Consider the following 18,192-nt stretch of genomic DNA (forward strand, 5'->3'; position numbering starts at 1 on the left):
ACCCGCCCCGAGATCACCTCGACCACCATCGGGGGGACCGAATCAGGAGCAAGCCATGACCACTACCACCGCTCCCGTATGCGATCGACAGATCGACCCCGTGACGCGGGAGGTGCTCGATCGGATCGCCGGCACACCCGACCCCAGACTGCGGGAGGTGCTGTCGTCCCTGATCAGGCACCTGCACGCGTTCGCCGCGGACGTCGGGCTGGACCGGGAGGAATGGCGACGAGGCGTCGAATTCCTCACCGAGACCGGACGCGTGTGCGACGACGACCGGCAGGAGTTCGTGCTGCTGTCGGACGTGCTGGGTCTGTCCACCCTGATCGAGGACCTGACGCGCGCGCGGGAACACTCGGCGGCCGGGCCGGAAGAGGTCACGGAGTCCACGATTTTGGGGCCCTTCTACGTGCCCGGCGCCCCGTTTCGCGAGTTCGGCGCATCGATCGCGCTGGTCGACACCGGGGGTGAGCCGCTCCTGGTGCTCGGGACCGTGCTGGGCGCGGACGGCCTGCCTCTGGCCGACGCCGTGGTCGACGTGTGGCAGACCGCGCCGGACGGCCGGTACGACGTCCAGGACGTGGATCAGCCCACCCACAACTTCCGCGGCCGGTTCCGCACCGCCGCCGACGGGCGGTACTGCTTCGCGACCGTGCGTCCGGTGAGCTACCCGGTGCCCGACGACGGACCCGCCGGGCGGCTGCTGCGGGCCACCGGCCGACATCCGTGGCGCCCGGCGCACATCCACGCCATCGTCTCGGCTCCCGGCCACCGAACGGTGACCACCACCGTCTTCGACGCCGCCGACCCCTACCTGGACTCCGACGCCGTCTTCGGGGTCAAGGACAGCCGGATACGCGCGTTCGCCGCCGCGAGCGACGGCACCTCGCGCCTGGTCGAGCACTTCCGGCTGCGCCGCGCGTGAGCCTCGTGCCCGTCGCGGGCATCGAGGTCGAACGGTGATCCGGCAATCCCTTGACCGACGGCACCGCTCAGATATGATCGCTATACGCACATCGGTGCGCATAGCGCACGACAGTGACACCGTCACCGACCTGGGAGCGATCGACTTGTCCGGACCGACACACTTCGATCTCGTCGTCATCGGCGGCGGTCTCGGCGGCATCGCCGCCTCGCTCGCCGCCGCCCGGCTCGGCCTGCGCAGCGCCCTGGTGTGCGAGAGCGACTGGATCGGCGGGCAGGTCTCCAGCCAGTGCATCCCGCCGGACGAGCACCCGTGGATCGAGTCCGTCGGCTGCACCCGCGCCTACCGCGAGTTCCGCAACCGCGTGCGCGATTTCTATCGGCGCAACTACCCGCTGAACTCCGTCGCCCGCGCCACCGCACTGCTCAACCCCGGATCGGGCAACATCGGCCCGCTCAGCCACGAGCCCTACGTCGCCCACCTGGTCCTGGAGGAGATGCTCGCCCCCTGGATCAGCCGGGGCCTGATCACCGTGCTCCGCGAGCACCGAGCCGTGGCGGCCTCCACCGACCACGACGCGATCACCGCGGTACTCGTGCGCGGCGCCGACGGGTCCGAACGCGAACTCACCGGCCACTACTACCTCGACGCCACCGACCTGGGTGACCTGATCGACCTCGCCGGCGCCGAACACGTCGTCGGCGCGGAGAGCGCCGCCGACACCGGCGAACCGCACGCCCTGCCCGGCCCGGCCGACCCGATGGACCAACAGGCCATCACCTGGGCCATGGTGCTCAGCCGACACCCCGGCACCGACAACACCGTCGAGCGCCCCGCCGAATACGACATCTGGCGCACCTACCAGCCTCCCGAGTGGCCCGGCCCGCTGCTCAGCTGGGAACTGAGCGACCACATCACCCACCGCACCCGAACCCGGCCGCTGTTCGTCGACCACGTCTCGGACCAGGGCATCCGCTACGACCTGTGGCACGCCCGACGCGTGCTCGACGCCGGACACCTGGACGCGCACCTGCCCGGCGAACACCAGGACGGCGGCGCCCCGAACGGGTCCCTCGCGTCCGCCCATCCCTGGTCCGACGTCACCGTCGCCGCGTGGCCGATGATGGACTATTCACGCCTGCCGCTGGTCGGCGTCGACGAGGCCACCGCCCGCGCCGCGCTGGCGAGCGCGCGTCAACTCTCGCTGTCGTTCCTGTACTGGATGCAGACCGAGGCCCCCCGGCACGACGGCGGCGTCGGCTACCCCGAGCTGCGTCCCCGAGGCGACCTCACCGGCACCGCCGACGGCCTCGCGAAGATGCCCTACATCCGCGAGAGCCGGCGCATCCAGGCCGAGTTCACCCTGTTGGAACAACACATCGGCGTCCGGGCCCGGGCCGGTCTCGAAGGTGCCGAGACCTTCCCGGACACGATCGGGGTGAGCGCCTACCGCATCGACGTCCATCCCTCCACCACCGGCCGGCCCACCATCGACATCGACACCTGGCCTTTCCAGATCCCGCTGGGCAGCCTCCTCCCCGTGCGTCTGCGCAACCTCCTGCCCGCGGCCAAGAACCTCGGCGCCACCCACATCACCAGCGGCGCCTGCCGCGTACATCCGGGCGAGTGGACCGTCGGCGAGTCCGCCGGCGCGCTGGCGGCCTTCTGCGTCCGGCGGGGGCTGCGCCCCACCCAGGTACGCGCCCGGGACACCGCGCTCGCCGAGTTCCAGTCGATGCTCACGCACACCGTCGGCATCGAACTCCACTGGCCCCGCTACGAGGCCCTGGCCCCCCGCCACCGGTTCGGCTACGTGACCCCCGCCCCCGCGTTGAACGGGACGCCGTCATGACCTCGCCGCCCACACCCGGCCGCGAACCGGGCACGCCCGCGCTGCGCCGGCAACGACTGGCGCACGGCGGCATCGCCGGACTGGCCGCCGCCGTCCGCGCCGGCGACATCGACCACGACGAACCCTCACGCGCAGCGCTCGCGCGCATCGCCCGGCTGGACGGCGAACTGCACTCCTTCACCCAGATCTTCCCGGCGCCCCATGCGCCGGGCCGGCGCCGCGGATCCCTCGCCGGCCTGCCGGTCGCGGTCAAGGACAACATCGACGTCGCCGGTCGGGTCACCAGCCTGGGACTGCCGCTCGGCGTCCGCCCGCGGGCGGACGCCGACGCCCGCGCCGTCACCCGGCTGCGCGACGCCGGCGCCGTGATCGTGGGCAAGACGAACCTGCCGGAGCTGGCCAGTTCGGCGATCACCCACAATCTCCATTACGGCCACGCCCGCAACCCGTGGGACCGTGAGCGCACCGCCGGCGGCTCCAGCGGGGGGTCGGGATCGGCCGTGGCCGCCGACATGGTCGTCGCCGCGCTCGGCACCGACACCGCGGGATCCGTCCTCGTGCCCGCCGCCCTCAACGGCGTATGCGGCCTTCGGCCCACACCCGGGCGCATCGACACCACCGGCGTGACCCCGCTCAGCCCGTCCCTCGACACCGTCGGCATCCTCGCGTGGGAACCGGCCGACGTGCACCACGTGTTCACGGTTCTGGACGAGAAGCGGCCCGCGGCCGACTCGGTCCCCGACCCGTCGACGGGCCTGCGAATCGGGCTTCTCACCGGCTGGTTCCGCGACGCGGACCGCGTCGTGCTCGACGTGCTCGACACCATCACCGATCGTCTGGCCCGGCTGGGCGTCGACCTTCGACCGGCAGAACTGCCCTCGGCGGAGCGGGTGTTGGATCAGGCACGGATCATCTACGCCGCCGAGGCCGCGGCGAGTCTGGCGGTGCTCCTGGACCCGGGGGTCCGCTACGCCGCCACCGTGGAAAAGCGACGCTCCGCCGACGCCGTACCCGCACCCGACGTGCTGTCCCGGGCCCGAAGCTTTCGCGCGTCGTGGCGCACGGAGGTGAGCGCCGCGTTCGCGCACGTGGACCTGCTGCTGTGTCCGACCACACCGATCACCGCACCGCGGATCGACACCGCCGACGAGCAGACGATCTCCGCTCTGCTGCGGTTCACCTATCCGTTCTGTCTCGCCGGCACACCGGCGATCTCACTGCCCGGCGCCGCCGGTCGGGGTCTCCCGGTCGGCATCACTCTCGCGGCCCCACCGGGCCACGATCATCGCCTGCTGACCGCGGCGACGACATACCGAAACAGCGGGCTGTTCGAGCCCGTTCCACCACCCGTATCCGTCCGGTGAGCCACCACCCACGGACAACGGGACAACCTCCCGAGAAAGGCACGGCCATGTCGAGACGCACGACATCCGGCAACACCCGCATCCAGAGCCCCTTCAGACCCACCCGTAACATTACCAGCCTTGTCGGCTGCGCCGCAGCAGCGGTCCTGGTCACAGCCTGCGCCGGCTCGACAACGCCCGGATCCGACTCCGCCGGCGGCAGCCCCAAGGACCCGGGCACCGTCACCGTCGCCTACGTTCCGGGCGTCTCCAATCTGCCCTACTTCGACACCGCCTTCCGCGGCGCCGTCGGCGCGGCCAAGAAGTACGGATACAAGGTCGAGTACGTCCCGGTCCCGGAGTACGACGCCACGACCCAGACCAACGCGCTGAACGCCGAACTCGCCGCCCGCCCCGACTTCCTGCTGCTGTCCGCGGTCGACGACGTGTCGCTGCGCCCCGCCGTACAGCGCTACCTCGCCGCCGGGATACCGGTGATCGCGGTCGGCGGAACGCTCAAGAACAGCGACGGCCTCTTCGCCCAGATCGCCACCGACAACTACCAGGGCGGACGCATCGCCGCGCAGGCACTGGGCAGGCAGCTCAACGGCAGCGGCACCATCGCGACGCTCAATATCGCACCCGGCAGCGCAACCATCGAAGACCGCGTCAAGGGCTTCGCCGAGACGATGCGCCAGGAGTTCCCCGGCATCAAGGTCTTGGACGAGGAGTACGGCGGCGGCACCGTCCCCTCCAACCAGCAGGCACTTCGTGCCCTGATGCTCGCCCACCCCGACATCGACGCGGTCTTCGGCGCGACCGAGGTCAACACCGAGGGCGCCGCCGCGGCGGTCGCCGCGCTCGGCAAGACCGGGACCATCCGCGTCGCGGGCTTCGACGCCTCGCCGGAACAGGTGAAGCAACTCAGGGCGGGGCGCATCGACTTCCTGTCGGTGTCCCAACCCGCCGCGCAACTGACCCAGGCCATCGACCTCGTGCACGCCTACCTCGGCGGCGACCGGACGGCCAAGCCCCTGGTCACGGTCCCCAACGTCGGCGTCACCCGCGACAACGTCGACGATCCCGCCACGACGCCCTTGCTGTACACGTCCGGCAACTGAAGGAGAACCCGATGCACGTCTACCTGCACGAGACGATAGACCCGGTCAGGGCCCCGGGAGCGCACCAACGCTATCTCGACGAACTGGGCCGGATCGTCCGGACCGAAGGCAACGCCGAAGGCTCGGCCGGAGGCCGCTGTATCGCAAACTGGGTCCCGATCTTCCTGACCGGCCAGTGGCCGCAGATCATCGGCTTCTGGCAGATGCCGGGCGGCTGGGACGGCTTCGCCGAACACTTCGACACCCACCCCGAACTCTTCCACCGGCCGCTCGACCGCTGGTACGGCGAACGCTCGGGCGGCTTCGACCGCGTCCTGATCGGCACGGACTGGACCCCCACACTCGACGACATCGTCGCCGACGGGACCCGAGCCCCGGTCGTCCTGCACGAAACGATCCGCGTCGCCCCGGGCGGCGCGCCCGACTACCTCGAGCGACTCGGCGCGTTCCGGGAACAGCTCGGCGACACCCACGACTTCCGCATCCTCGGCGGCTACGAGGTGGCCTTCCGCAATCAGAGCGAAGTCATCGTCGTCTGGTCCTTCCCGGACGTGCGTACGCTCACCCGCACCCAATCGGCGCCCGAGCGGTTCCCCGAACTCGCGCACTGGCACGCGCGCAGCGCCCGCCTGGAACTCGAACACACCGGCGTGGTGGTCCGGCCCACCGACTGGTCCCCGCTGCGATGACCGGCATATCGGACCACCGCGAGACCGGCCCGGACGCCACGGACCTCCCGGAGGGCCCCCGCGTGGCCCTGGTCACCGGTGGCGGTGGCGACATCGGCGGTGTGACGTGCGAGCGGCTCGCGCGCGACGGATGGACGGTGGCGGTCACCGACCTCGACCCGGACGCCGCCGAACGCGTGGCCGCCCGCATCGCCGCGTCGGGCGGCTCGGCCCGCGCGACCCGGATGGACGTCGCCGATCCCGACGACATCCGCACCGCGGTCGATCTGATCGGGCGCGAGTACGGCCGGGTCGACGCGGTCGTGTGCGCTGCCGGCATCGAACCGCCGCAGGATCTGGCCGCCATCGAAGTGAGCGCCTGGGACCTCACCCTGGACGTCAATGTGCGCGGGCCCGCGCTGTTGGCCCAGGCCGTCCTCCCGTGGTGGCGGCGGCAACGATCCGGCTCCCTGGTCACCATCACCTCACGCACGTGGTTGGGCGGCGCCCATCCCGCCTACGCCGCGTCGAAGGCGGGGCTGGTCGGACTCACCCGCTCGCTCGCACTCGAACTCGGTCCGATCGGCGTCACCGCGAACGCCGTCGCGCCCAGCTTCGTACGCACCCGATTCAGCGCGCAACGCGGAGACGAACGTCTGCTCGACGCCTACGCGGAACGGGCTCGCGCGGCGACTCCCCTGGGCGTACTCGTGCGACCCGAGGACGTCGCCAATGCCGTCGCCTTCCTCGCCTCCGATCAGGCCGCCCGGATCACCGGTGAGGTCCTGCACGTGTGCGCCGGATCGCAACTGCCGCTGTTCGTCCGCTGATCCCCTGGCCGCGGCCCCTGCAACGGGCCGCGGCCCGTACACCCCGCGAGAGGTCGCGTCGTCACTCGCAGGATCGTCCCGAAAGGCCCCAACGATGATTCCCACCCCAGGCAACGCGGCGCCCGACCGCGAGCACCCCGAGCTCGGCGCCGGTCCCGGAGCCGATCTCGGGCCCGACACACCCGACACCGCGCGGTCGTGCCCCGCCCCGGGGACCGGCGCGGTCCTTCGCGCCCGCAACCTGACAAAACGCTACGGATCCGTCACCGCACTCCAGGACGTCACGCTCGACCTCTTGCCGGGCCAGGTACTGGCGCTGGTCGGCGACAACGGGGCCGGCAAGAGCACGCTGCTGAAGATCCTGTCCGGAAACACCGTCCCCTCCGACGGCACCCTCCTCGTCGACGACGAGCCCCGCGTCTTCCGCGGACCCGTGGACGCCACCGAGGCCGGCATCGCCACCGTCTACCAGGACCTCGCGCTCGCCCTCGATCTCGACGTCACCGGCAACCTTTTCCTCGGCCGCGAGATCGTCCGGTCCTCGTTTCCCGGCCGCCACATGGGATGGCTCGATCGACGCGAGATGCGCCGCCGGACCGAGACGGCCCTGCGACGCGTGCACATCCACGTCCCGGACATCAACCGCGAGTGCCGCGACCTGTCCGGCGGCCAGCGCCAGGCCGTCGCCATCGCACGAGCCGTCACGTGGTGCGAACGGGTCCTGCTCCTGGACGAGCCCACAGCGGCACTGGGCGTCGAGCAGCAGCGCGAGGTCCTCAACCTCATCGACCACGTACGCACCGCGGGTACCTCGGTCGTCCTGGTCAGCCACCAGCTGCCGCACGTCATGGAGATCGCCGATCGGGTCGCGGTGCTTCGCCGTGGTCGCCTGGTGGCGGTGGTGGACCGCGAGGCGGTGACGGTCGAGCGCCTGGTCGCCCTGATCACCGGTCTGGAAGGCGAACCGGACCACCCGTCACAGCCGAGGCCCGCCTTCCGAGACAAGTCGGCGACAACCGGAGACCAGCGATGAACCACCCCCAGCCGAGCGCCACGGAGACTCGAACCCCCGCACCGTCGTCCGCGATCCCGCCGGCCGCGTCCGCCGACCCCGTCGAGGACGCTGCCGATCGCGCAGTCGGCGGCGACCACACCCGATCCGCGTCGACCCCCGGCGGACGCCTCGCGCTCGTCGGCGAACGTGCCGGAAGCCTGTGGACACTGGGAGTCCTGCTCCTGATCGTGGCCGTGTTCTGTGTCGTCGTGCCCAACTTCCACAGCAAGGCCGCGTGGGTGGCGACCGCACTGGCCGCGACCGAGGTGCTGCTGCTCAGTCTCGGACAGGCCTTCGTCGTGGTCGGCCGCGGCATCGACCTGTCCGTGGGCGCGACCGTGGGACTGTCGGGCATCGTCTCCGGATGGAGCATGTCGCGGATGCTAGGCGGAACCGACTGGTCCCAGCCCGTGATCCTGGGCGTCGGAGCGCTGGTCGCGATCGGGGTCGGCACCGGAGTCGGACTCGTCAACGGCATCGTGGTCACCCGACTGCACATCACCCCGCTCATCGCCACACTGGGCATGATGGGCGCCGCCACCGGAGCCACCGAACTCGTCAACGACGGCCAGGACATCTCCGACCTGCCACCGGACATCTTCCGCATCGGCAACACCGCGCTGCTCGACGGTTGGCTCCCGATCCCGGTCCTGATCGTCGCCGTCGTCGCCGTCGGTGCCGGCGTGCTGCTGCACCGCACGAGGTTCGGCCGACACTCGTACGGCATCGGCAGCAACCCCGAGGCATCGGCACGTACCGGCATCCGCGTGGCGCGCCACACCACGACGGTGTACGGCCTCGCGGGCGGACTCGCCGGTGTCGCCGGCTACCTGGTGATGGCCCAACTCGCCTCGGCTTCGGTCACGGCCGGCCGCGGCTCCGAGCTCTCCGCCGTGGCCGCGGTCGTCATCGGCGGGATCAGCCTGTTCGGCGGCCGAGGCAACATCGCCGGCGCGATCATCGGCACGCTGATCATCACGGTGCTCCAGACCGGCTTGGTGGTGGCCGGGGTCAGCTCCTCCTGGCAGACCATCGCGGTCGGAGTCGTGCTGGTCGCGGCGGTGTTCGCCGACCGGCAACGCCTGCGCTTGGCCGGGCGGACCTGACCGAGCCACCGCCGTCACGGTCGACGGGGAAGCGGCACGTGGTCCAACGGTGGGTGGTGCTCCGCGAGCATGCCCCGGCGGCGCACCGCGGCGATGTCGCGTCGTTCGAACTCGGCGACCACCGCCCACCTGGCCCACGTCGGCGCCGGAGACCTCACCGGATGCCAACGCGCCCGCGAGAGCGGCCTCGCCACCGTCGCCGACGCCCCACCGACGCGGGCGAGGAGGGTCACCCGCGGCGGTGCTTCGACCACGTGGGCGCCTCCGCGTGCGGGCGTGCGGCGCCGCCTCGCGCGGGGAGTGTCCGGCGAGGTGGGAGCAACGGCCGCGTCGACGCCGAGGATCGGGCGTACGCCGTGGGCAGCGCGTGCCTTCGCGAAACGAACGGTCCCGGCGATCGCGTCGCGGTCGGTCTGCGCAAGAGCCGACATGCCGCGCTCGGCCGCGCTCACCGCCGGATCCTCCGGGTGCGACGTCCCGTCCCGGGCGGAGTAGCCCGGAGCTTGAGGAGCGGATTTGAAACCGCCGCCGCGCGTCGCCGGGCAGGTTGAACCTCGCGACCGGGCCGGACCCGGCCTAGGTTCGTCGGAGGCCGCCGGCCTCCCACCGGGAACACGACCCATCGCGCCGTAGTCCACCGATGCGAGGCCGCGGTCTCCGGGTGTGGGGTTCGGGTGGATCGTCGCCGGCGTGTTGTGTCGGAAGTGATGGCGGGCGTCACCAGGCGGTGATTTGGAGGATGTAGACGCGTTCGTGTCGTGGCACGACCTGGTAGACGAACATGCCGTCCGCGACCAGTGCGGTCCCGCCCTGGGGTGAGAGTCCCTCGTAGGCTTCGCCGTGGACGTAGAGTGCCTCGGCTGCGCGGACGAGTTCGGCGGCCTTGTCCTCGACCTGGACGACGAGGACCGGTGGGGTGCCCGCGGTCACGTACGGCTCGTCGGGTTCGTACTCCCAGGCCCAGGTCGCGTGGTGGCCTCGCGGGCCTCGGTGAGGACGGCGAGGAGTTCCGCGCGTGCGGCCTGCCAGGCGGGGTCGTGGCGTTGCAGGGTTTGCAGGGTCTGCTCGGCGGCGTGGCGGCGGGCGAGGAGGTCGGGACGGCGTTCGATCTCGACCTCGCCCGCCCACACCGTCAGCCAGCCCTGGATCGGGCCCAGGTGTGCGGTTTGGGCGGCGAGTTGGAAGGCCTCGTTCTTCTGGCGTTCCATCTCGGGCAGGCGGTGCGGCGCGACGCGTGCGAGGGCCACGCGCAGGGCGTCGGGGTTGCGCTCGGGGCGGGGCAGCCGTGCGCCGCCCGGCAGGGGTGCGGTGGGCTCGGTCATGCCGCGTCGTCCTCTCGGTGGGTGCGGGGTACGTGGCCGGTCGCGGTCAGCGTGGTGGTCAGGTGTCCGTCGACGTAGCCGCCGAGCAGCAGCTCGCACAGCACGGGCATCGACTTCATGCCCGCTGCGGCGCGCCGGTGGTCGGCGCGCGACCACACGTGGTGCGACAGCGGGCCCGTGCGGCAACCGGTGCGGGCGGTGCCGTCCCGGGTCGGGCCCAGCGAACGGCCCGCGGGCGGGGTCACCGTCACCCGGCCGTCGGCGTAGGCGTCCAGGAGGGCCTCGAGCACCGGCGTCAGACCCAGGGCGTCGTCGGCCGCGCGGGCGCGGGCCCGCCGCCACACGGCGACGTCCATCCACAGCAGGCGCTCACGCGCACCGTCCTCGGGATGGTTGGCGTCCTTGCGGCGCGCACGGACGTGGGTGTCGGTGGCGTCCGACATGGCGTCGTCTCCCGTCTCGTGACAGGTCCCTCTCGGACCGACCACAATCCTAGATGTGGCGCATCGAGCCCCGCAAACCCTGTGCGCCCGGACCGCACGGCGATGGGCGGAGCACCGGAGTGTGGTTGCCGGTCTCCGGGCAGATCGACGGTTGGTAACCATGGCCCGGGCGGTCGAGCGCGCAAGCCCGGGAAGCCCGCACACGGGCAGGCCCTGACGATGACTCAGGCCGGGGCGGGCAGATGGATCGAGGCGAGCTTGGCCGGGTCGACGACGATGTGGATACCGGTGATCCGGCCTCCGGTGACGGTGAAGGCGATGACGGAGAGAGGGGTTCCGTCGGGGCGCCAGGACATGTGGCCGGGAATGCCGTTGACCAGCACGGATCGGACGCGCGCGACCTCGCCGGAGAACATGCGGGCGCCGGCGGCGACCCTGGTGGCGCCGAGGGTGACGACCACGCCGTCCGGGGTGTCGACGGTCAGCTTCACGTTCGGGTCGAGGACACGCAGGAGCGCTTCGAAGTCGCCGCCGCCGGCGGCGGCGCCGAACGCCCGGACGACCTCGCGGTGTTCGCGGCCGGGGCCTGCCGGCCGGTCCGTGGCTTGGACCTTCCGGCGGGCGCGGCTGGCGATCATCTTGGTGGCGTCGGCGGATTTGCCCAGGATCCGTCCGATGTCGTGGAACCGCACGGCGAACATGTCGTGCAGGACGAACGCCAGGCGCTCGCTCGGGGTGAGCGAGTCGAGCACAACCAGCAGGGCGAGGCCGACCGAATCGGCAAGTGCCAGCTGCTCGTCCGGCGTCGGGTCGTCGTCGGGCATCACCACGAGCTCCGTAGACTCGTGCCCGTAGGCGGTTTCGGGGCGGGCCCGGCGGGATCTCAGGAGGTCCAGGCTGATCCGGCCGACCACGGTGGTCAGCCAACCCGCCAGGTTGCCGATGGCCGCCTCGTCCTGGCGGACCAGGCGCATCCAGGCTTCCTGGACCACGTCCTCGGCGTCGGCGTGCGAGCCCAACACGCGGTACGCGACGGCGCGCAGCCGATCGCGCTGGGCCTCGAACGCCTCGGTCACGAGAGCGAACGGGTCGCCGGACGGGTGGGCTGTCACGGCTGTCCCGGCTGCCGGAGCGAGACGCGGTTGCCGTCCGGGTCCACCGCCTCGATGCGGAGCCCGAACGGATACTCCTGGGGTTCGGACTCCTCGAAGACGACGCCGCGCCCGCGCAAGGTGGCGAAGTCCTTGCGCAGGTCGTCGGATTCGAGGATCAGCGGACCGGGTGCGCCCGCGTCGCCCGGCTGTCCCGCTGCCGCCGCATGCGACCACAGGATGATCTGGACCGGGCTGTCGGGAACGCCGACGGTGAGGAAACGTCCGTCGGGCCCCGGGAAGTCGAGGCGCTTTTCCAGGCCGAGTGCCTCGGTGTAGAAGTCCAGTGCGCGGTCCTGATCGGTGACGTAGACCGTCACGTACATGATGTTGCTCAGCATCGTGGTCTCGATTCACTCGTCGGTACGACGACCCTTCGTTTGTGGTCGTCGTACCTATGACGGGTGCCGGCGGGAGAAGGTAACAGGACCGGTCCGCCGAAGCGGACTCCGGGCACATGATCATCGGTGCGGGCCCTCACCGCGGGTGCGGGCTCGATGCGGGCCCTCGACCGCGAAGGCACCCTCGCACAGCGACTCCGGCGGGCACCCGACAGCATGCTGTCCCTCACGTCCCGCCCCGCCATGACCCGGCGGACCGCCGAAGGGCCCGTACGGGTAGGTGCGCACGATCGCGGAGCGCAGCGCGGCCGGGACCGAGGCCCGCGTGGGGTGGCCGGGGGTGACGGACAAGGGGAAGAGGTTGGTCGGGTGAGGGGCGGGGATGAGGCCGGATCCACGCCCCTTCGGCGTTGGAGTCTTACGAGTGCGGGTCGGGGTCGGGGCCGGGGTCGAGGTCGCGAAGGTAGGTGTATTGGCCGGGGCTGTGGAGGGTGGCCAGGACGGGCTGGGGGGCGTTGGCCCAGGTCCAGGGCGACTTCGGCGGGTCGGGCACGGGTGTCTCGCCGTCGTCGCCGTCCCACAGCCGACCGTAAGGGTCCGGGATCGAGCCCCATCCGAACCGAAGTAGGGGAGCGGTCGGTCCGGGACCATCCCCACATTCCTCTCCAGTCCACGGGTTCGTCGACGCCCGAGCACCGGCGCGGGTACGGCGCCCTCGACGACGCAGTCGACCACGGCCGGATCGACGTCGACCGACTGCGGGACGCGCCGGTCCGGCTGCCGTCGCCGCGCGCGGCGGACCGGCGGATCGTACTCGCGGTGGACGTGCCGCCGCGCCCGCACCGGAGGGGCCACCCGCACCGAACAACGCCTCCTCGCCCGCGGCACACCCACCCGAACCCCGCCACCGACACCCTGCGCACAAGAGGAACAGGACCTCGGCGACACGGTCGGGACAGGCGAGGACAGCCTCGACGAACTCGACGACGGCCCCGACGAGTCACCGCTCCCGCGGGCGGACGCCGGCGACGACGAGTCCGACTCCCCCGCCCCGCCGTACACGGGGTACGGGCTCTACGACGCCCACGAGGAGGCCCTGAAATGGTGAGCCTCGGCGTGCACTCGGGCAACGGCCCGAGTGGCGAGGATGCGGACGCGACGGAACAGTCCCGGCCGGTGACCACCTGGCAGGGTTGGCAGAACTTCGTGGCCGAGGCGCCCCCGACGCCACCCGAGCCCGATGCACCGCCGCGCAGCCGGGAGGAACGCCTGGCCTACCACTCCGCGTTCGTGACCGTCCGCACCCCGACCATCGACACCCTCGCCACGAACATACGCACACTGATGATCCTGGGCCGCCACCAACAGACCACCGCCCGACCGTCCCTGATCGTCACCGGGCCCGCCGCGGCCGGGAAGACCACCGCCCTGCTCCACGTCGGACGCACCTGCCACCTCGCCCACACCCGCCGCACCCCGGCGCCGCCCGGGCAGGCCCACCCACGCGTACCGGTCGCGTACGTCCTCGTGCCGCCGGGCGCGACCGCGAAGGCCCTCGCCGCCGAGTTCGCCCGCTACCTCGGCGTGCCCGCCGGCACCCGCATGACGCAGGCCCAGATCACCGAGGCCGTCTGCCACACCTACGACCGGGCCGGTGTCCGCCCGGTCCTCATCGACGAGAACCCGCCGCCCTCGACCCGCGCACCACCGGCGCGGAGACCGCGGAACTGTTGAAAGACCTCACCGAACGCATCGGCGCGACATTCGTGCACGCGGGCATCGACGTGACCGCCACACCGTTGTTCGCGGGTGCACGCGGCGCGCAACTCGCCGGACGGGCCTCGCTGGTCGAGTGCGGGGCCTTCCCCGCGCGGCTCGGGAAACACGAACCCTTCACCGAATTGATCACCGGTGTGGAAACCGCCCTCGACCTGAACGCACACCGCGCCGGGACACTCCCCCGCCTCGCCGCCTACCACCCGCCAACGCACCGCCGGACGCATCGGCAGCCTCACCCGCCTCATCCGCCAAGCCGCCATCACCGCCATCGACGACGGCACCGAACGCATCACCAAAGCCGGCTTCGACCGGATCCGCTTCGACCACCTCGCCGAGACACACCACCGCCCCACCACCCGGCCACACACGCCGGCGGTAGGCCGCCGCCCTCACCCCTGCGACCCAGATCAAAACGCCGCGACCAGCACAAACACGATCCGGGCCTTTAGACGGAGAAGGTATGTGCAACACACCCGCGAGTTCTCAACGAAACCGTGATATCCCCAGGTCAAACCCCTCATGCCCCCACCCGGACAACCACGAAACGTTCTCAACCAACCCGCGACACCCCAGCCCACACCACCACCCACACACCAACCAACCAACCACCCCCCAGGCTCATCAGGGTCCGAGCCAGGTGACCTGGGTGATGTAGATACATTCCTGGCGAGGGACGGTGAGGTATTCGAAGAGGAGATTACGGGCCGGGTCGCTGTGGGTGCGAATGCCCGGGCCGGTGCCCTGGAAGTCGACACCGTCGAGATAGACCATGGAGTTGACCGTGGCCAGGTCCGCGGCCGCCTTCTCGACGGCGGACAGCACCTCGGACGGCAGACCCTCCGCGACCTCTTCCAGGCTGGGCAGCCATTCCCAGGACCAGTCACTCACCGGCGATCTCGCGGTGCGCCTCGGCGCGCAGGCGAGCGATCTCGGTACCCGCGTCCCGGATCTCCTCGGGATCGTGCGACCGCGCCACGACACGCTCCAACTCGCGCAGACGCCGCGCGAGGGCGGGGCGGCGCTCGATCGCCACGAACACGGCCCACTTGCGCAGGAACAGACGCACCGCGTTCGGCTGGAGGTTCTCGGCAACCCAGTCCAGCGCCTCGTCCTCCTCCTGTTGGAACTCCGGCAGAAAGGTCGGACTCAGCACGGCCACCGCCTCCCGAAGCGCCCGGATCTTCAACGGCGGCATCGGGATCAGCGGCTCCTCGCCCCAGTCGGCGTGCCGTGCGGTCATGATCTCCTCCTCCACCGCCCAGTCGACCAGAACCATCCGACCCACACCCCCATGAGCCACGAACCCGCCGGACCGCGGCAGGCCCGGCCAGGCCAAGCCGGTGGGCCGGCAGAACGAGTTGGGGGCGATGCCGCCATCGAAAGCGGGCCCGGCACCCGGTGGCGCAAGGGGGGTAAGTATGGGTACCACCGCCGAATCCTCTCGTGACACAGGCGACCTTCGACGGACTCGAGGACTGCCCGTGAAAGTTCCGCAGTTCGTCGACGAGCGCTTGGCCTCCGTCCTCAAGTGCCGGCACACCGCCCCCGGCGGGCGCCCGGGAACGGTCGCCCTCACGCGGTCGGCAGTTCTTCGCCGCAGTGAAGCCGTAGCGGCCCAAGGACCTTCAGGTGCTTGAGCTTGAGCGGAGAAAGCCGACCACGTCCTCCGGTCCTGTGATGTGCTCTGTGGTCGTCTCCGGTCCGGGTACGTGGAGCGAGTGAAGTGCTCGCGCTCACCTGGCCGCGGCCGCGCGGGCGATCCTGCGCTACGGCGCCCGGCGCCTTGAGCGTGTGGGTTGTCCGCCGCGCGTGGTCCGTCGGGTCGAGGCAGGTCGGTGGCCAGGTACCACGTGGATTGCGCGGGCAGGGTGGCCGGTTCGGTGGTGGCCACCACCAGGCGGGTGGTTCCGTCGGGGCCCCACCAGCCCAGCCGGGCGTCGGCGGCCCACCAAGTTGCGGTGTGCCCGTCACGGAAGGTGCGTGTGATCGAGGTCCAGTCGCCGGGAGCCTCGGGGCCGCCCCAGGCCAGAGCGCGGGCGGCGTCCACCGGCGTGAACGCCTCGTCACCGTAGGCCCATGCTCCCCGACGGGGCTTGAGCGCCATCACGAACGGCATTCCCGCGTCGTCCAGTTCGCGGCGGAAGGCATCCTGATCACCGTAGGCACAGTCGGCGGCCACTGCTCGCAAGGACACTCCCGCGGCCAGGGCGTCGCGGGCCAGGGCGGCCCCGATCTGCAGTTTCGTGCGGAAGCCGGGGTCGTTCTTCCCCTTCGCGAAGTGGTGGGCCGGTGTGTAGGGCACGGCGTGCAGGGGGTAGTAGACGCGCTCGTCCGCCCAACACGTGGTCACCGTGACGACACCACGGTCGATCTTCCCGACCGAGCCCAGGTACTGCTTGCCCACGTGCGCGGTCGCCGAGCCGTCCTTGCGGTCGCCGGAATCATCGATCACCAGGACCCCGCCCGCGTGTGGCGCGGTCTCCGGATCCGCCGGCAGCAGTTCCACGCGACGGGCGTTGATCCGCTCGTGGTCCCAGGTCGACTCGGACAGGAAGAACTGCAGCCGCTGCACCGCCGGATGCTGGGCGCCGACCACGGGTTCCGTACCTGCCAGGCAGGTCAGCGTCTTGTTGCGGTCCCTCGGAAGCAGGAGCCCGGCCAGGTACTCGCGGAACCCACAGCGCTGTGCCAACGTCGAGAAGAGGTCGTCGAACCGCGCGGCGTAGGCTTCCAACGGTCCCGGAGCAGGCGGACAGGGCACACGCTTGGTCATCGCACCCCCCGAGGGACAGGCGAAGTTCCTCTGCTACCGGCATACCGCAGCCCTGACCCGCCGTCAACAAACCACCGCTAGCGCAGTCTCAGCTTCAGTGTGTCGTTGCTCGCGCCTCCACCGCACGTGGATGCTCCTCCGATGAAGTAGGCCCGGCCGCCGACTTGAGCGGCACCGAACGCGTGCTTGGCTTGCGGCAAGGAGGTACCGGTGGTCCATCGGTCAGTGCGGGGGTTGTACACCGTCACGTCATCGAAGGCGTCGGTTCGGCTGCCCGGCTTGCACTCTCCACCCGCGTACACGATCTGGCCGTTGAGCACCACGGAGGCGCCGGATGACCGGGGAGTCGGCAGGGGGGCCGCCTGGGTCCATCGCCCGGTTCGGGCGTCGTAGACGTCGTGACGGTCCAGGTTGTCGCCCACGTCGGCCACGCGGCCACCGAAGACATGGATGCTGTGGCCGAGAACGGCGATCCCTGCGTGGTCGCGAGCCAGGGCCGGCAACGGCTTGGCCGTGGACCAGCTCCGGTGTGCCGGGTCGTACACCATGTGCGTGCGGACGGTGCCGAACCCCAGGGAGAACGGGGAGCCGGGCGGTGTCACGATTTCGTGGGAGTCGCGTCCGCCGATGAGGTGGAGCTTCCCGTCTACGGCGGCGACGGTGACCGCCCCGAGGTTCGCGGGCATGTCGGGCAGCTGGTTCCAGTGGTTGCGCCGCGGGTCGTAGACGTAGGCCGCGGACTGCGGGTTCATATGCACCGGGCTGGTGAAGCCGCCGAAGGCGTACAGCCTGCCGCCCAGCGCGGCCACCCCCACGTGGGTCAGCGGCTCGGGCAGCGGCGCGTGCTGCGACCAACGGTCGCGGTGCGGGTCGTAACTGGTCACCGAGGTGGTCGCCCAGGTCGTCGGCTCGTCGCCGTGCTGCAACGTGCCTCCCACCACATACACGCGGCCTCCCAATGCGGCGACTCCCACTTCGGCGCGCTTGTCGGGGCTGGGTGTTCTGCCCTGCCACACAGCCTTGACGTCGGCCACGGCGGTTGCCGCCTGTGCGGTGGTGGCCACGGGCACCGGCCCCAGGCCGGCGAGGGCAACGCCGCCTGCCAGGGCTGCTGCTACGGCAATGGCACGCAAGTACTTCAACATCCGGTCCCATCTTCCTGCTCGGGCCGACATCGGTCGGAATCCACGACGCCCGGCCTTGAACCCAGCGGCGAAAGTAATTTCGTCAGCGTCGAAATTGCCGACGGGTGACTCGCAGTACGCCCAGGACACCGGAGTCGATCCGGTCTTCGACGTTCATGGTTCCCATCAGAGCCAGGAGCCGCCCCGGCTGTCCAAGACCCATTCCATGACCTCGATACCGTGTGGGTATCGTTGCTGCATGGAGTTCCGGACGCTGTGCTACTTCGTGGCGGTCGCCGAGGAACTGCACTTCGGTCGGGCCGCCGGGCGGCTGGACGCGGGTGTGAACGTGACGGTGTT

Annotated in this window: 19 protein-coding genes and 2 pseudogenes; 11 read left to right on the top strand and 10 right to left on the bottom strand. The window is 71.1% G+C overall.

Features of this window, described 5'->3' with window-relative positions; translation table 11 throughout:
* Positions 1-55 precede the first annotated feature (55 nt).
* The 9 genes and pseudogenes from OG948_RS02180 to OG948_RS02220 all read left to right on the top strand — a co-directional run.
* Positions 56-301 (top strand): annotated as a pseudogene (locus tag OG948_RS02180) (dioxygenase); the annotation flags it as partial.
* Positions 302-409: 108 nt separating this feature from the next.
* A complete protein-coding gene (locus tag OG948_RS02185; protein WP_406300165.1) occupies positions 410-925 on the top strand; it encodes a hypothetical protein in 516 nt (171 codons plus the stop codon).
* Positions 926-1,070: 145 nt separating this feature from the next.
* Positions 1,071-2,777, top strand: a complete 1,707-nt coding sequence (locus tag OG948_RS02190) for an FAD-dependent oxidoreductase (protein ID WP_406300166.1) — start codon at positions 1,071-1,073, stop codon at positions 2,775-2,777.
* Positions 2,774-4,141, top strand: coding sequence for an amidase (locus tag OG948_RS02195; RefSeq protein ID WP_406293343.1), 1,368 nt, complete (start codon positions 2,774-2,776; stop codon positions 4,139-4,141). The genes OG948_RS02190 and OG948_RS02195 overlap by 4 nt, the downstream gene beginning before the upstream one ends.
* Before the next feature lie 47 nt (positions 4,142-4,188).
* Positions 4,189-5,241, top strand: a complete 1,053-nt coding sequence (locus OG948_RS02200; RefSeq protein WP_406293345.1) for an ABC transporter substrate-binding protein — start codon at positions 4,189-4,191, stop codon at positions 5,239-5,241.
* Positions 5,242-5,252: 11 nt separating this feature from the next.
* Positions 5,253-5,930 (top strand): hypothetical protein, encoded by a 678-nt coding sequence (locus tag OG948_RS02205; RefSeq protein ID WP_406293347.1) that lies wholly within the window; start codon positions 5,253-5,255, stop codon positions 5,928-5,930.
* Complete coding sequence (locus tag OG948_RS02210) at positions 5,927-6,739, top strand: SDR family NAD(P)-dependent oxidoreductase (RefSeq protein WP_406293349.1); 813 nt, start codon at positions 5,927-5,929, stop codon at positions 6,737-6,739. The genes OG948_RS02205 and OG948_RS02210 overlap by 4 nt, the downstream gene beginning before the upstream one ends.
* Before the next feature lie 94 nt (positions 6,740-6,833).
* Positions 6,834-7,772 carry an ATP-binding cassette domain-containing protein gene (locus OG948_RS02215; protein ID WP_406293351.1) on the top strand — a complete coding sequence of 313 codons (939 nt, stop codon included), beginning with the start codon at positions 6,834-6,836 and terminating at the stop codon, positions 7,770-7,772.
* On the top strand, positions 7,769-8,899 hold the full coding sequence (locus tag OG948_RS02220; protein WP_406293353.1) for an ABC transporter permease: 1,131 nt from the start codon (positions 7,769-7,771) through the stop codon (positions 8,897-8,899). Before OG948_RS02215 ends, OG948_RS02220 begins: the two co-directional genes overlap by 4 nt.
* Before the next feature lie 14 nt (positions 8,900-8,913).
* Here OG948_RS02220 and OG948_RS02225 read toward each other — a convergent pair whose 3' ends face one another.
* The 7 genes from OG948_RS02225 to OG948_RS02255 all read right to left on the bottom strand — a co-directional run bounded on the left by OG948_RS02225 (position 8,914) and on the right by OG948_RS02255 (position 12,709).
* Complete coding sequence (locus OG948_RS02225; protein ID WP_406300167.1) at positions 8,914-9,522, bottom strand: PHP domain-containing protein; 609 nt, start codon at positions 9,520-9,522, stop codon at positions 8,914-8,916.
* A gap of 94 nt (positions 9,523-9,616) precedes the next feature.
* Positions 9,617-9,829 (bottom strand): hypothetical protein, encoded by a 213-nt coding sequence (locus OG948_RS02230; protein WP_406293354.1) that lies wholly within the window; start codon positions 9,827-9,829, stop codon positions 9,617-9,619.
* Positions 9,826-10,221, bottom strand: a complete 396-nt coding sequence (locus OG948_RS02235; protein ID WP_406293356.1) for a hypothetical protein — start codon at positions 10,219-10,221, stop codon at positions 9,826-9,828. The genes OG948_RS02230 and OG948_RS02235 overlap by 4 nt, the downstream gene beginning before the upstream one ends.
* A complete protein-coding gene (locus tag OG948_RS02240; RefSeq protein ID WP_331773002.1) occupies positions 10,218-10,664 on the bottom strand; it encodes a hypothetical protein in 447 nt (148 codons plus the stop codon). The genes OG948_RS02235 and OG948_RS02240 overlap by 4 nt, the downstream gene beginning before the upstream one ends.
* 224 nt (positions 10,665-10,888) lie before the next feature.
* Positions 10,889-11,776 (bottom strand): sigma-70 family RNA polymerase sigma factor, encoded by an 888-nt coding sequence (locus OG948_RS02245; protein ID WP_406293358.1) that lies wholly within the window; start codon positions 11,774-11,776, stop codon positions 10,889-10,891.
* Positions 11,773-12,156, bottom strand: a complete 384-nt coding sequence (locus OG948_RS02250) for a VOC family protein (protein ID WP_406293360.1) — start codon at positions 12,154-12,156, stop codon at positions 11,773-11,775. The genes OG948_RS02245 and OG948_RS02250 overlap by 4 nt, the downstream gene beginning before the upstream one ends.
* A 418-nt stretch (positions 12,157-12,574) precedes the next feature.
* Complete coding sequence (locus OG948_RS02255) at positions 12,575-12,709, bottom strand: hypothetical protein (protein ID WP_406293362.1); 135 nt, start codon at positions 12,707-12,709, stop codon at positions 12,575-12,577.
* A 548-nt stretch (positions 12,710-13,257) separates the two neighbouring features.
* On the opposite strand from OG948_RS02255, the gene OG948_RS02260 reads away from it, so the two are divergent.
* Positions 13,258-13,890: an ATP-binding protein gene (locus OG948_RS02260; protein ID WP_406293364.1), complete on the top strand. Its 633-nt coding sequence runs from the start codon at positions 13,258-13,260 to the stop codon at positions 13,888-13,890.
* Between the two features lie 666 nt (positions 13,891-14,556).
* On the opposite strand, the gene OG948_RS02265 is transcribed toward OG948_RS02260, so the two are convergent.
* From OG948_RS02265 to OG948_RS02275, 3 genes are all read right to left on the bottom strand, one after another.
* Entirely contained in the window at positions 14,557-14,823 is a 267-nt protein-coding gene (locus tag OG948_RS02265) for a hypothetical protein (protein ID WP_406293365.1), read from the bottom strand.
* Positions 14,816-16,708 carry a transposase gene (locus OG948_RS02270; RefSeq protein WP_406293366.1) on the bottom strand — a complete coding sequence of 631 codons (1,893 nt, stop codon included), beginning with the start codon at positions 16,706-16,708 and terminating at the stop codon, positions 14,816-14,818. The genes OG948_RS02265 and OG948_RS02270 overlap by 8 nt, the downstream gene beginning before the upstream one ends.
* Positions 16,709-16,785: 77 nt before the next feature.
* A complete protein-coding gene (locus OG948_RS02275; RefSeq protein ID WP_406293368.1) occupies positions 16,786-17,853 on the bottom strand; it encodes a Kelch repeat-containing protein in 1,068 nt (355 codons plus the stop codon).
* 205 nt (positions 17,854-18,058) lie between these two features.
* On the opposite strand from OG948_RS02275, the pseudogene OG948_RS02280 reads away from it, so the two are divergent.
* Positions 18,059-18,166, top strand: a pseudogene (locus OG948_RS02280) (LysR family transcriptional regulator); the annotation flags it as partial.
* Between the last annotated feature and the right edge of the window lie 26 nt (positions 18,167-18,192).

Source organism: Embleya sp. NBC_00888 (assembly GCF_045207655.1).
Lineage (GTDB): Bacteria > Actinomycetota > Actinomycetes > Streptomycetales > Streptomycetaceae > Embleya.

Bases quoted from the DNA above. Each gene is read 5' to 3' on its own strand.
- OG948_RS02215 (WP_406293351.1), top strand. From the start codon at position 6,834: ATGATTCCCACCCCAGGCAACGCGGCGCCCGACCGCGAGCACCCCGAG.
- OG948_RS02225 (WP_406300167.1), bottom strand. From the start codon at position 9,522: ATGGGTCGTGTTCCCGGTGGGAGGCCGGCGGCCTCCGACGAACCTAGG.
- OG948_RS02195 (WP_406293343.1), top strand. From the start codon at position 2,774: ATGACCTCGCCGCCCACACCCGGCCGCGAACCGGGCACGCCCGCGCTG.
- OG948_RS02260 (WP_406293364.1), top strand. From the start codon at position 13,258: ATGGTGAGCCTCGGCGTGCACTCGGGCAACGGCCCGAGTGGCGAGGAT.
- OG948_RS02240 (WP_331773002.1), bottom strand. From the start codon at position 10,664: ATGTCGGACGCCACCGACACCCACGTCCGTGCGCGCCGCAAGGACGCC.
- OG948_RS02220 (WP_406293353.1), top strand. From the start codon at position 7,769: ATGAACCACCCCCAGCCGAGCGCCACGGAGACTCGAACCCCCGCACCG.
- OG948_RS02210 (WP_406293349.1), top strand. From the start codon at position 5,927: ATGACCGGCATATCGGACCACCGCGAGACCGGCCCGGACGCCACGGAC.
- OG948_RS02270 (WP_406293366.1), bottom strand. From the start codon at position 16,708: ATGACCAAGCGTGTGCCCTGTCCGCCTGCTCCGGGACCGTTGGAAGCC.
- OG948_RS02275 (WP_406293368.1), bottom strand. From the start codon at position 17,853: ATGTTGAAGTACTTGCGTGCCATTGCCGTAGCAGCAGCCCTGGCAGGC.
- OG948_RS02250 (WP_406293360.1), bottom strand. From the start codon at position 12,156: ATGCTGAGCAACATCATGTACGTGACGGTCTACGTCACCGATCAGGAC.
- OG948_RS02200 (WP_406293345.1), top strand. From the start codon at position 4,189: ATGTCGAGACGCACGACATCCGGCAACACCCGCATCCAGAGCCCCTTC.
- OG948_RS02205 (WP_406293347.1), top strand. From the start codon at position 5,253: ATGCACGTCTACCTGCACGAGACGATAGACCCGGTCAGGGCCCCGGGA.
- OG948_RS02235 (WP_406293356.1), bottom strand. From the start codon at position 10,221: ATGACCGAGCCCACCGCACCCCTGCCGGGCGGCGCACGGCTGCCCCGC.